Genomic DNA, 12,561 nt, shown 5'->3' with positions numbered 1-12,561 from the left:
TGGAGGGCGTCATGCGTCCCAAGTCCTACTCCGCTCCGGAAGCGCCGGCCGGCGCCGAGACCCTTGAAAGCGCCGAACTCCGGGCGCGCGCGCTGTCCGACGGCCTTGCGGGGCTGGACGACGCACAAGCCCTGCAGCTGGCGCTCAGCCGTGTGGCGGGCGCGCGGGCGGCGGAACTGGCGGCGGCCCTGCTGGCGCGGTTTGGATCTCTCCCGGAGGTGCTGGGCGCGCCGGCGCCGGAGCTGCGGCAGGTGGCGCCGGCCGCCGTGGCCGCCGAGCTACGCCTCTGGGGTGAGCTGCAGGCCCGCGCCCTGCGGGCGCCCTTCCGCAGCCGGGAGGTGCTGAGTTCCTGGCCGCAGGTCCGCGACTACCTGCGCGCCGTCATGGCCGCGGCTCCCCGCGAGCAGTTCCGCGTGCTCTTCCTGGATCGCAAGAACCGGCTGATCGCCGATGAGGTGATGGGCTGGGGCAGCGTCGACCATGCCCCGGTCTACCCGCGCGAGGTGGTGCGTCGAGCGCTCGAGCTGAACGCCTCCGCCCTCGTGCTGGCGCATAACCACCCGAGCGGCGATCCCACGCCGTCGAGCGCGGACATTGACATGACACGGCAGGTGGTTGAGGCCGCCCGTGCGCTCGGCCTGCAGGTCCACGACCACCTTGTGGTGGGCGCGGCCTCGGTGGCCAGCCTGCGCGCCCTGGGGGTGATGTGATGTCACTGGCGCACATCGTTCGCGTTCTCGGCGGAGATCTGTGGGACGGCGGCCGGCGGGCCAACGTGCCGGGGCCGGGGCACGGCCCGGCGGACCGTTCGGCGTCGCTGCTCCTCGTGGACGGGCGGGTGATCGCCCACAGTTTTGCGGGCCAGGACTGGCGCGAGATCCTCCAGGACTTGCGGCGTCGGGGCCTGATCAACGCGGCCGGCCGACCGGGCGGCGGGGAGACCACGACGACGTCGCCGCCGCTGTCGCTCCGCGAGCGCCTTGCGCGGGCGCGGGCGCTCTGGGCCGAGGGCGTCGAGCTGGGTGGAACGCCGGCCGCGCGTCACCTGCAGCGTCGCGCCGTCACCGGGGGCGGCCCCGCTCTTCGCGCCCACCCCGCGGTCGCGGCCGCCGTCTACGCCGACCAGGGGCCGTGTCGGCCAGCGCTACTGGCGGGTGTCCGCGCGCCTGACGGCGCGATCTGCGCCGTGGAGGTGACCTACCTCGCCGCCAATGGGCTGACAGCCCGGGTCCGGTCGCCGCGCAAGACCATTGGCGTGCTGCCGCCCGGCTGCGCCGTGCGCCTCGACGACGCGGCGTCGGAGCTCGTCGTAGGGGAGGGTGTGTTCACCTGCCTCTCCGCCGCCGAGCACCTGCAGCGACCGGCCTGGGCCCTGCTGTCCGCCGGCGGCCTGTCCCGCTGGTCGCCGCCGCCCAGCGTGCGACGGGTGCTGGTGGCGGCGGACCGGGACCGCACGGGGCTGCGGGCGGCGCGCCGGCTGGCCGTGCGGCTGCGCGCCTGCGGCCTGGCGGTGGCGCTCCGCCTGCCGCCGCGAGGGTTCTCGGACTGGAACGCCTTCGCCCAGGCGATCCGCGGGCCGGTCGGAGGGTCACCTGGCCAGCCTGGCCGATCTCGCCCCGGCACGTGAGGCGTGGTTCCGCCTGCGGCGACACCGCAGATGCGCAGGCGCGACGCGGGCGCTGCGGGCTCCTGGGCGGAGCTGCCCGCAGCGCCACCCGTCTGGGCCGCCTGCGTCGACCGCTGTTCGCGAGCGTCTCGGACCCGCAGGTCGACACAGGTTCAGCGGCTGGGCCGCGCCAGAGATGGCGAAAACGCCGTGAGGCGCTGACGGGTCAGGCGCCGAAGATCCACCCTGCCGGCAGGCTCGACGCGGAGACTCCGACGAGCACCATCCGGTCGCCGCCGCCCAGATCGATCACGGTATCGGCCCCCGCCTGACTGACCGAATAGGTCGTGCCCGGAAGCACGAACACGCGGTCACCCTCGCCGGCGTTGAAATCCAGCACCCGGTCGAGCTCGGCGCCTTGGAAGGTGTGGAAGATGTCTGCGCCAGCGCCGCCGACAAGGGTGTCGTCGCCCCGATCGCCGGACAGCCAGTCGTTCCCGTCGCCGCCGCTCAGGCTGTCATTGTCCCTGCCGCCCCGGAGAATGTCGTCGCCGGCGCCGCCGGAAAGCGTGTCGTCGCCGAGATTGCCCAGCACGAGATCCGCGCCATCCTCCCCGTATAGCCGGTCGGCGCCCTTGCCGCCGACCACCCAGTCGGCGCCGTCGCCGCCGAAGAGCACGTCGTCGCCTGCGTTGCCATGGATGTCGTCATCTCCGGCCCCCGCGTGGATCACATCATCGCCGTCCAAGCCGCGGATGTAGTCCGACTGGGGGGAGCCGCTGAGCTGGTCGTTGGACGAGCCGCCAATAATCAGGCGCTGCAGCTCGGCCGAGGCGCCGGCGGCGGTTCCGGAGCCTTTGGCCGCGGCCATGAGATCGGCGGCCGACCAAGCCTGACCGTTGTCGAAGTAGATGAGCGGCGCGCTGCTCGACGCATTGGGGAAGTCGTTGAACACGATCGCATCCCCGGTGCCGAGAAGAACCGCGATCTTCTGGTGGCCGTAGGTGGCGATCTGGTTGGTCACCGCGCCGACCAGGACGACCTTGGCGTCAGCAAGCGTGTAGCCGGAGACCCGAATGGCGTCGGCGCCCGGTTGCACGTCCCAGATCAAGTCCACCCCGTCGCCGCGGCGGAACAGGAAGGTGTCGGCGCCATCATTGCCGTAGAGGTTGTCGCCAATGGTGATCTCGGAGCCGGCCGCATTGCGCGAGCCATTGTCCGAGCCGCCGACGATCACGTCATCGCCGCCCTCGCCCTGGATCTCGTCGTTGCCCTGGCCGCCGTCGATCGTGTCGTTGCCGGCGCCGCCCTCGATGAGATCGTCATGGCCGCTCGTCGATCCCGGGGGAAAAGGCGGGGGCGGGGGCGGGGGCGTCGGCGGCGCGAGCGCGCCGGCGAACGGCGAGACCCCGGTCAGCTTCAGGCTCCCTGAGCGATCCCCGTGATCGCCGTTGATGCTGACGCTCGTCAGGCGGACGCCGAAGTTCTGCTTTTCGACCCACTCCAAGGTGAGCGGCTTCGAAGCGTGGCTGAGGGTGAAGGACGTGGACTGGATGTCGTCCTTGCCCCTGCCTTGAGAGCCGAACTCCACCGCCGCATCGTAGGTGTCCGGCCCAGGACCGTTCATGGTCACATCGTTGCCGAGCGTGTTCACCGCATTGGCCAGGAACTTGAAACCGGTGACCGCGTCGCCGGCCACCGTGAGCCCCGACAGCAGTGAGGCGTCGGCCACATCGAAGAACAGGCCGCGCAGATCGGCGATGTCAGCAAGGTCGCCGACACCGTCCACGACGTCGCTCACCTGCAGCTGGAAGAGCAGCTTCCCGCCAGACGCTTCCGTGACGGTCACCTGCAGGCCCGGCTCCCCGGGGATGAAGAAGACGATGGCGGGCGTGCTGCTCGCACCGTGCGCCGCGATCGAGGCGGGGCGGGGGCGGGGGCGGGGGCGGCGCTGTCCGGCTCCTCGCCCGGCGTGTCGCCATAGATCAGGTCGTCGCCGCCCGCGCCATAGAGCTTGTCCTGGCCAGCGCCCCCGACGAGGCTGTCAGCGCCTTCGTTCCCATAGAGAACATCGTGGCCGCCTTGTCCCAGCATGAGGTCGGCTTGGTTGCCGCCGTAGAGCGAGTCGGAGCCAGCGCCGCCGACCAAGGTGTCATTGCCGCCGTTGCTATAGAGCCTGTCATCGCCATCCAGGCCGTAGATCTCTTCCGCCTCGGCGGCGCCTGCGAGCTGATCGTCGCCGTCGGTGCCGCTCAGAATCTTGGCGTTGCTGATGGTCGCGCCACCAAGGATGCGAGCAAAGAAGCCTTGCTCTAGAGTCAAAGCAAAATCTCCACAGGGTTTAGACGAGCAGAATATCCAGTGCCTGCCCTGACGTTGATTGTACGAATAGGTTCAAGTGACCGGCGCGCGCGTTCCGCACAATCGTGGGCCGCTCCAGGGAAAGGGGTCGTCCGCCGCACTGCCGGCCGGCAACCCCAAGTTATGGCGGCTACCGCGTCAGTTGTTCCGGCGCAATCGCCAAGATCGCGGCGGTTGAGGCGGTGTTGGCAGACATCTCCACACTTTGAACATCGCAGCGCATCCTGCTTAGCAGGAATTCCGCGGATCGCTATGGTGACCCGGCCTGGGTGACGAGACGTCGCACCTTGTGTCCACTTGGACGAAGCTTGCCGGGTTGAGATGTGTCGTGCGCACCACCTATGCAGGCGCATGCGCTTTATTTCCATAGCTTGCTAACAGGTGGCGAGCGCAGCGCGGCGGCGAACGCCGCGTCCGCCGGATTTTGCGTGCGAGGCGCGAAGCGAGAACGCGCGCAGACGCGCCGGCGGTGGGGGCGTTCTGCGGCCCACAGCTGGGGCCGGCGCCCTCAGGAGCGACGGGCGACGTCAGGTTCGAGGCCGACTGAACCGCTCATGAGGCGCGTCTTGCGGAGAGCCGGCGCAGATCGCGCCGCAGGCTGCGCGTCGGTGCTATTCCCCCTCCTCGCGCAGCATCAGCGGCTCACCGACGTCGGCCAGAGGGACGCCCACAACCAGGCCCATGATGAGCGCATCCATATCGAAGCTCTCGTCGTCGCGCGCGGGCGTGAGCCGGCCGTCCGGCTGGACCCGCAATCCGGCCTTGGCCTGGAACAGGTAGTGCAAGGACGCGGGGATCGACGCCCACCTTCCGGAGTTCTCGGTGATGATCGCACGGGCGGGGAGACGCCGGCACGGATCCCGGACGGTGAGGGTGACGGGCTCCAGGGTGACCAGACCATAGGCGCGCTGGTCGCTGTGTTTCTCGTCGAGGCTTGTGCCTTGCGGGTTGTGGCCGCCTCCGGCCAGGAGGCTGTCCGTGATCTGCCCCCAAGAGGTGAAGAGCAGACCAGCCGGGAGCCTTAGCTCGGAAATCCCCTCTTCGCGCGCGTCAACGACGCAGACCTGGAAGTTCCCGTCGCCGGACGCCGGCGGAATCCACTCCGGCCTGAACGCGGGCACGGGCTCTTCTGAGCACGCGGCCAGCGCAAGCCATGTGAAGCTCAGCAACACAAGCCGCATCTCTGCCCCTATCTCTCCGCCGGCGGAATGACGCGCAGGGAAGATCAGGGTTCCGCCACCCACCGGAACGCAGCTGAAGCGCGCCGGAGGGCGTTCGGCGCGGACGCGCGCGCGCGACGCCACGGCCCTGGGCGGCGAGGACGGCGCGGGAGGCCGGCGCCCCGAGGTGATCTTGCATCGGCGCCGCCTTTCCCCGGCCAGATCCTAGGCCGACCCGCCCGCACCTGCGCCTCAGGGCGTGCGATCGAGGACGGGCGTCGTCACCGGGCGTCACCAGCCTGGCGCGCCGCCCAGGGGAGCCCCACGTCCGTCATCAGCCTCGCGACGCCGAGCGACCTTCTGCTGTTCACCAGGCCTTTGGGCTCCAGGCCATGGGGTTCCAGGTCAGGGGCTCCCAGGTCAGGGGCTACAGGCGTTGGCGAGGCTCCCCTGGGCCGGCGCCGCGGGCGCGTCCCGGCGCGGAAAGCGCGATCCCGGCCGCTTCGGCGCTGGCCCAGCCGGGCCTCGGCCGCACGCGCTTCACGCGGGGCGGGCCTCCCGTTGCTCGCCCTGGTCCGCGCGACGGGGCTCTGGCCCCAGCAGCCGGGCGGGTTCGCCGGCGGACGAGGTCGGGCGCGGAGGGTGAACCTTCGGAGCGCGCCGCCGGCCGGATAGCCGCCTCGGCCGGCGTGGGAAGGACGTCATCGGGCGCCGGGACCGCGGGGCGGGCCGAAGCTGCGGTGAGCGGCCGGATCGCGCCACGGCCCACCAGGGTGCGCGTCGCCGCCTGCGGCGCCCTGGTCCGCCGCATCGCGCTCCGGCGGGCGCGGCCGCGAGCTTCGGCTCCAGCCCCGCTTTCCAGGAGCGTCCCATGGCCATCCGCCGCCACCCCGTTCTCGACACCGCTGACCTCGGCGCCTTCGATGCCCGCACCTGCGCCCTTGAGGATCCTCGGCCGCATCCGACGCAGGACGCCCTGGTTCAGCTCGGGACCGCTCTGATGACAGAGCTGCTGGACACCCTGCTCGGCACGGCCCTGGAAGATCAGGCGGAGGTGATCGCCGAAACCTTCATCGGCGGCCTGCACGCCGGCGCGCAGCGTCTCGAGCGGGCCGCTGATCGCCAGCGCGACACCATGGCGCGGCGGCTCCGGGAGTTCGACGGCAGCGAGGTCGCTGATCACGATCTGCAGGACGCCAAGCGCGCGGCCGACGCCGGTGACGTGGCGGTTCTGGCCGTGGAGCTGGTCCGCGACGCCGCGGCCGCCGCCTATGGCGCCGCCACCGGCGCGGTGTGGAGTCCCTGGCGCGGCGGGGTTGCGGCGAACGGCGTCACGGCGGCCCAGGTGGACGCCGAGGCGGCGCTGCGGGCCGCCGAGCAGCGCCGCCTCAGGGTCGCTGGGCCGGAGGGACCTGTGGTCGTGTTCCGCGCCAGTCCGCAGGCTGACAGCCCCACCGACGCGAGCCGCATCTACGACGCCTTGAACTGGGCGCGGGCGCAGTGGCCGGACCTGGCTCTAGGGATCACCGGCGCCCCCGGCGGCGAGCGCATCGCCAAGCGCTGGGCCCAGCAGAAACAGGTCACCCTGGTGCTTGCGCGGCCGGACTTCGCCCGACACGGTCGCGCCGCCCCCTTCCGCGCCAACGACCAGCTGCTGGCGCTGGACCCGGTCTGCGTCCTGACGCTGGCCCGTTCCCTGGAGCGGCCGGACGCGGCGGGGTCCGGCTTTGGCCCGGCGTTGAGCCTGGCGCAGGCCGCCCAGTCGCGTGGCCTGCGCTGCGTGCGGATCGCGGCGCGCCAGGCTCCGCCGCCGCCCCTGCCCGGCTGAGGGGCGAGAGGGTGTCCGACCGCTCCGCGATGCGCCATCGAGCGCCCCCGGCAGGCGGTGGCGGGGCCGGAGCGGCGGGCGCTGGGCCGGCGGCGGCCTGCTGGACGGCCGCCGCCTGCGGGCCGTGCGGGCTGGGACAGGCCGTCGGCTGCGGAGCCTCTGGCGGGCGGCGCAGAGCCTCGCGGGCGATCTGGCGCCTGATGGTTGTTCACTCTGCGCGCGCCATGGTCATCGGCGCTCGTTGTGCCGGGTTCGCCGCCGATCACGCTCGCGCTCCGGCGAGCTTCACCGCCTGATCCTGTGTGACAGCGGGATGACGGGGGTCAGACATGGATGTTGACACGAGACGGGAGCGTCGCGCCGGAAATCTGCGGCGCGCGCTGATGGCGGCGAGCGTGCTCGGCGCCGCCACGCCGGCCCTCGCCCAGAGGGCGCCGGACCTGGAAGAGGTGGTCGTCACCGGCAGTCGCGTGTCCGAGGCGACCCTGGCCATCGGCACGGATCAGCCAACCGCGACGGTTTCGATCACCAGTGACGCCCTGCTCTCTGCGCCGGCGGGGATCACCGGCCTGAAGATGCTGGAGAGTTTGCCCGGGTTCAACGTGCAGGCCAACGACGCGCTTGGAATGTACGAGTTTGGCAATTCCGTCTCGGTGCGCGCGTTCAATTTCCAGCAAATCGGCTTCCTGCTGGACAATGTGCCCATGGGCCGATCGGACCAGTTCGGCGGCAGCCCGATCTACCGCTATGTGGACAACGAGAACCTGGCCCGCGTCACCGCCTCGTCCGGGGCCGGGGACGTATCCCTGGCGAGCTATGCGTCCCTGGGCCCCATCGTCTCCTACATCGGCCAGGATCCCAGCGAAACCGCCGGGGGCTTCGCAAGTCTGACCCTCGGGTCCGACGCGCTGAAGCGCGGGTTCCTGCGGCTGGAGACCGGTGAGCATGCGGGCCTGGCGGCCTTCGTCAGCGGCTCCATGATCCGCGGCGACCTGTGGCGGGGCCCCGGCTATATCGACCGTGAGCACTACGAGGCCAAGATCCGCTACCGGTTCGGCGCTTCGGAGCTGATGTTCCAGACGGTGCACAACCAGTACTTCGACTACGACAGCCCGGCCATCACCCTGGCCCAGTATCGGGGAACGGCCGGCGATATCTTCCGCCGCCGTGGTCGCAACTTCGCCTATCTGGGCTATGTTCCCCTGCCCGGGCCGGCAGGCTCGCCTGCCACCCCGGAGCAGCTGCCCATAACCGCGGCGGGGATCCCGTATTCCAACGCCGCCTTCAACCAGTACTACAAGTTCGCCGTCAACGCCCGGCGCGACCACCTCTACGCCCTGACCCTCAACAGCGCGCTGACGGAGACGCTGCGCGTCACCGCCACCGGCTACTACGAGGACAAGGGAGGCTACGGGGTGTCGCCGGAGGCCTACGCCACCTCGCTCGCCAGCCACAACGCCCAGCGCCTGGTGGTTCCGGGGCTGACCGCGCCGCGGGGCCTGCAGTACGGCCTTTCCGTTCCGAACGGGATCCGCAAGGGGGTCAACGCCCGGGCCGAGTGGCGCCTTGGCGCCCATGCCATCAGCGGCGGCGTCTGGTTGGAGAAGGACGACTACCACCGCACCCAGGCGCGCTACAACGTGGAGAACGGCGATCCGGATGGCGCGCCGCTGCTCAACGAGCCGGTGCACCTGCAGCGCAATTACGTCTCCACCCGCGACACCGTCCAGCTGTTCCTGAAGGACACCCTCAGCCTGCTGGAGAACCGGCTCAGCCTGGATGTGGGCTTCAAGGCGCTGAACATCGATTACCAGATTTCCGGGTACCGGAACCCGGCGGACTACATCGCCCGGCGTCAGCCGGTGATCGCCAAGACCTGGAAGGACAGCTTCCTGCCGCAGGTGGGGCTGGTCTGGTCCCTCACAGGGTGGGATCAGGTGTTTGCGTCCTACTCGGAGAACATGGCCCTGCCCCGCGGGGCCGACGACGTGTTCTCCGCCGCCAGTCCCAACCCGCCGCCGCCAGACGCCGAGACGGCGAAGAACTGGGAGATCGGCGTCCGCACGAACCGGCCGACGTTCAACGCCTCTCTCGTGGCGTATATGACATCGTTCGACAATCGACTGCAGTCGTTCGCCTCGGTGGTCCCAGGCTCGACCACCACGGAGACGTTTTTCCAGAACGTGGGTTCGGTGGAAGCCCACGGCGGCGAATTCAGCGGGCAGTGGAAGCCGAACGTCCTTGGCGGCAAGGTCTATTTCAAGGCCAACGCGTCGTACAATATCGCCGAGTTCCAGGACAATTTCGCGACCTTTGCGATCGCCGGCAATCGCGTCCCGGATTTCCCGAAGTGGCTGCTGCAAGGCGGCGTGACCTTTGAGCCCACGGAAGGCTTCATTCTCAACCTTTCGGCTCGCCACATCTCGAAGCGCTACACGAACTTCACCAATACCGAGACCACCGCAGGCTACACTGTATGGAGCGCCTATCTGGACCTCGGCGACGGGTTTATGGCGGGCCCGTTCGAGGGGGTGAAGGCGCGGGTGAACGTCGATAACATCTTCGACGAAGACTACCTCGGCACCATCTCGCCCACGATCAACACGCCGGCCACCTTCCGGCCTGGACCTCGGCGGACGGTGCAGTTCAGCCTGTCTGCGGCGTTCTGATCGGTCCTCGCCGTCCAGGACCCACTTGGGGCCCTGGGCTGGCGGCCCTGCCCGCGCCTGCACTGGCGGGCTGCGCGCCACCTTACAGTCCATAGGGCGAGCCGCGCGCCCCAGCGCCGCGGCTTCGACGGGGAGGGCGGCCTGTGGGTCAGATCAGCTTGCAGCGTCTGGAGGCGGGACGGCGCGGCCGCGGGACGACCGGTCTGGAGGCCTGGACGCACGCCGCCGGCCCGGTGCAAGCCTGGCGCGGGATCTGCACGCCCGGCGCGGCGGTCCGCTGTTGCGCCGCCGCCTCTGCTTGCGGCCCTTGAAGGCCCCAGCCTCACCCCACCCGAGCTGAAGCCGAGACCCGAGCCGAGCGGTTTCAGGCCAGCGTTGGCGAGCGTCGTCCTCTGGGGTCGCCTGCTCCGCCGAGAGGCCGCTTACGCTACTGCGCCGTCTTCCACCGCGCATGGCCGTCAACCAGGTTCCAGGCGCCCAGCCAACACATGTCGGCTGCGCCCTCGCCGCCGCGCGCGAGCAGGGCGGAGGGATAGCGCGCGCTGACCATGTCCCGGGCGTCCAGGACCGCGCCCTCATCGTCGGCCGCCCAGGTCGTCCCTGTGATCCGGCGCCCGTCGTCGCGAATGATCACCACCGTATAGGTCCGCATAATCCCTCCCCCCGCGCCTCGCGGCCTCAAGCGGCCGGTGAGCTTTCGCTGCGCCGCCCGCGCAGCCGGACGCTGCAGGCGTCTGCCTGGCGTCAGAGGTGCGCCGTCCATGTTAGAGCGCCTCCCTTCATTTCCCAGGCCCCGAGCCAGGCCACGTCGTCACCGGTCCCGCGGCCTACGGCGGCGGAGGTGTTGTCGACGCAAAGCACCTGCCGCACCTCCTGGATGGCGGCGGCGTCGTCGCGCCACGCGGAGCGGGTCTTCACCTGTGCGCCAGATGCATGATCCGTGATCACCAAGGTGTAGGCGGGCATGTTTTTACCGATCCCCCGCGATGAGCTTCCCCCGAGGCTGACTCGGTCATCTCGGCGCGATGTCCGCCGTCAACAGGGTTAGATCATGAAGCGGCTGCGGGGGGAACCGCGTCCGGCACAGGCTTCGGCGACTCACCGGCGCCTTCGCGCGGCCTGGGCGCAAGATGAAAGGCCGCCGGCAACGCCATGCGGATGCGTCAAAAGACGGCGCTCGCCGTTCGATCCCCGCCAGACTCGCTCCATGAGCGAGCAAGACCCTGCCGCCCATCGCGCGGCCAATGACAACCCGGCGCCCCAGAGATCCCCGGGCTGGGTGCCATCCCACCCCGATGCGGCGCCCGCGCCGGGCGCCGGCGCGGAGCGCACGGCCCTGGCCATGCTCCGCTGCGGGCGCAGCTTCGCCGAAGCTTGCGAGAGTAGCGGCGTCGGGCTCCCGCGGCTGCTGGCGCTCTGGCTGACCCGACCGACGCATTAAGCGAACCGGCGCCGTGTCGAAGGCTCGGGCGTGACGGAGCCACCCTTGGAGCCGGATCTGGGTGGCCGGCGACCGCCGTGGCGGCGGTGCTCAGGTTCCGTTCGCTACGCCGGCTCAGGGGAGGGGGTCTTGCTGGCGAGCTCGCCATCGTCGTCGCACGAGCGCGACACCCCTGTGGTGCTGGTGGCGGTCGCTCGGCCCTGTGCGGATGTCCGCAGGGCGGCCCGTGGTGGTGCTGAATGGATCACTCACGGCTGCAGAGGGCTGCGGGCTGCGACGCGCTGTCGCCGCCCCTTGCGCAGGTCCGCGACGTCGCATAACAGCGAAATGCGGGATGAGCGAGTCGTCCCGTGACCAGGGGCGGGGCGATGCCGAGCAGGATCATGGTTGAACCAACCGACGGAGGCGTGGACGTTTCGATCGCCACCCTCTCCGGCTACCGTCACCAGATAGCGCTCTCCTGCGCCGAAGCCGCGGCGCTGGCCTGCGCCCTGCAGGACGCCAGCTCGACGGCGGCGTCCGGCGGGCGACGCGAGCCCGCCCCGGACGGCGGCAGGGCGACGGTCCCCGATCCGAGCTGACGCCGACCGGCCGATGATGCGCCGGCGCCGCGAGGCGCTCCGCAGGCGCGCCGTCGGGCAGCGCGGATGGCTGCGGGCTGCCGACTTTGCAAGGCGAGCCGTCGGCGCTAGCACGTCCTCATGAAGGTGCGCGACATGATCCAGGCGCTGGCCGCCTTTGACCCGGACGCCGAGGTGCTGATCCTCGCAGACACCCTGGAGCTCCGGCCGGTGGAACTGGTGCTTCTGGACTGGGCCTCGCAGCGCCGAGGCGAGCTGCAGCTGGCCTATCCCGATGAGCCGGGGCAGCCGATTGTGCGCATCGTCGGTCCGGAAGGCCCCGGCGAGAGCTATTTCGTCAACGCCACCCCCGCGTAGCGGAGCGCACCCACCGTACATCGCTTGGGCAGGGCTAGCGGCCCACAAGCGGGTCGAAGCGGCGAGCGGTCAGCAGGCCTTCCCGGAGGGCTCGCCAGGGGGTCCGTTGCGGCTCGGGGCCAGGCGTCGCGCATCTTAAAGGAAAAACAAGAAGCTCCAGCGCAAGGTCGGTTCGCGCCAGGCGCCGCAAGCGCCTGGGGCCGCGACCTTCTAAAGCACGAGACAACGCCGATGCCGCCGCCGCCCCTCCAGCCGCCCCTCGTGGTGCAGGAGTTGAACTCTTCCTACCGCGTGATCGACGCGACAGGCGTGGCGCTGGCCTACTGTTACTGGAACGACAACCCAGCGTCGGTGGGCCGGCATATGTCCAAGGCGCAGGCCTGCCGCCTCGCTTTCCAGATCGCCAAATTGCCGGCTCTGATCGCGGCCAGCGAGCGCTGAACTCTGGCGGCTTTCGGGGGGAAGCGCCTCCGCAGCAGCGCCGGTTGGGAGAGTGATGTGGCGATCACCCTCCCGGCCCGGTCGCCGCAGCTTCGCCGCGCGACCGCGCCGCGCGAA

At 70.6% G+C, this 12,561-nt stretch carries 12 protein-coding genes; 7 read left to right on the top strand and 5 right to left on the bottom strand.

The window, feature by feature from the left end:
* The first annotated feature begins 11 nt into the window (after positions 1-11).
* Both radC and ACE3Q8_RS07525 read left to right on the top strand, forming a co-directional pair.
* Entirely contained in the window at positions 12-710 is a 699-nt protein-coding gene (radC, locus tag ACE3Q8_RS07530) for a DNA repair protein RadC (protein ID WP_374469644.1), read from the top strand.
* The gene (locus ACE3Q8_RS07525) at positions 710-1,627 is read left to right on the top strand and encodes a toprim domain-containing protein (protein WP_374469643.1); all 918 of its coding nucleotides are present in this window, start codon (positions 710-712) and stop codon (positions 1,625-1,627) included. The genes radC and ACE3Q8_RS07525 overlap by 1 nt, the downstream gene beginning before the upstream one ends.
* Before the next feature lie 205 nt (positions 1,628-1,832).
* On the opposite strand, the gene ACE3Q8_RS07520 is transcribed toward ACE3Q8_RS07525, so the two are convergent.
* The 3 genes from ACE3Q8_RS07520 to ACE3Q8_RS07510 all read right to left on the bottom strand — a co-directional run bounded on the left by ACE3Q8_RS07520 (position 1,833) and on the right by ACE3Q8_RS07510 (position 5,148).
* A complete protein-coding gene (locus ACE3Q8_RS07520; RefSeq protein WP_374469642.1) occupies positions 1,833-3,455 on the bottom strand; it encodes a hypothetical protein in 1,623 nt (540 codons plus the stop codon).
* Positions 3,452-3,928 carry a calcium-binding protein gene (locus ACE3Q8_RS07515; protein WP_374469641.1) on the bottom strand — a complete coding sequence of 159 codons (477 nt, stop codon included), beginning with the start codon at positions 3,926-3,928 and terminating at the stop codon, positions 3,452-3,454. The genes ACE3Q8_RS07520 and ACE3Q8_RS07515 overlap by 4 nt, the downstream gene beginning before the upstream one ends.
* 650 nt (positions 3,929-4,578) lie before the next feature.
* Positions 4,579-5,148: a hypothetical protein gene (locus ACE3Q8_RS07510; protein WP_374469640.1), complete on the bottom strand. Its 570-nt coding sequence runs from the start codon at positions 5,146-5,148 to the stop codon at positions 4,579-4,581.
* Between the two features lie 850 nt (positions 5,149-5,998).
* Here ACE3Q8_RS07510 and ACE3Q8_RS07505 point away from each other — a divergent pair.
* Positions 5,999-6,955: a DUF2493 domain-containing protein gene (locus ACE3Q8_RS07505; protein WP_374469639.1), complete on the top strand. Its 957-nt coding sequence runs from the start codon at positions 5,999-6,001 to the stop codon at positions 6,953-6,955.
* A gap of 383 nt (positions 6,956-7,338) precedes the next feature.
* Entirely contained in the window at positions 7,339-9,624 is a 2,286-nt protein-coding gene (locus tag ACE3Q8_RS07500) for a TonB-dependent receptor domain-containing protein (protein WP_374469638.1), read from the top strand.
* Between the two features lie 427 nt (positions 9,625-10,051).
* Here ACE3Q8_RS07500 and ACE3Q8_RS07495 read toward each other — a convergent pair whose 3' ends face one another.
* Complete coding sequence (locus tag ACE3Q8_RS07495) at positions 10,052-10,276, bottom strand: hypothetical protein (protein ID WP_374469637.1); 225 nt, start codon at positions 10,274-10,276, stop codon at positions 10,052-10,054.
* A 92-nt stretch (positions 10,277-10,368) separates the two neighbouring features.
* Entirely contained in the window at positions 10,369-10,590 is a 222-nt protein-coding gene (locus ACE3Q8_RS07490) for a hypothetical protein (protein ID WP_374469636.1), read from the bottom strand.
* Positions 10,591-11,472: 882 nt separating this feature from the next.
* Here ACE3Q8_RS07490 and ACE3Q8_RS07485 point away from each other — a divergent pair.
* The 3 genes from ACE3Q8_RS07485 to ACE3Q8_RS07475 all read left to right on the top strand — a co-directional run bounded on the left by ACE3Q8_RS07485 (position 11,473) and on the right by ACE3Q8_RS07475 (position 12,444).
* Positions 11,473-11,646 carry a hypothetical protein gene (locus ACE3Q8_RS07485; RefSeq protein ID WP_374469635.1) on the top strand — a complete coding sequence of 58 codons (174 nt, stop codon included), beginning with the start codon at positions 11,473-11,475 and terminating at the stop codon, positions 11,644-11,646.
* A gap of 120 nt (positions 11,647-11,766) precedes the next feature.
* The gene (locus tag ACE3Q8_RS07480) at positions 11,767-12,003 is read left to right on the top strand and encodes a hypothetical protein (RefSeq protein ID WP_374469634.1); all 237 of its coding nucleotides are present in this window, start codon (positions 11,767-11,769) and stop codon (positions 12,001-12,003) included.
* A gap of 231 nt (positions 12,004-12,234) precedes the next feature.
* The gene (locus ACE3Q8_RS07475) at positions 12,235-12,444 is read left to right on the top strand and encodes a hypothetical protein (RefSeq protein WP_374469633.1); all 210 of its coding nucleotides are present in this window, start codon (positions 12,235-12,237) and stop codon (positions 12,442-12,444) included.
* Positions 12,445-12,561 lie beyond the last annotated feature (117 nt).

Source organism: Phenylobacterium sp. (assembly GCF_041913825.1).
GTDB lineage: Bacteria > Pseudomonadota > Alphaproteobacteria > Caulobacterales > Caulobacteraceae > Phenylobacterium.
The sequence above is the reverse complement of the archived record's forward strand: the minus strand, read 5'-3'. Positions and strand labels throughout refer to the sequence as shown.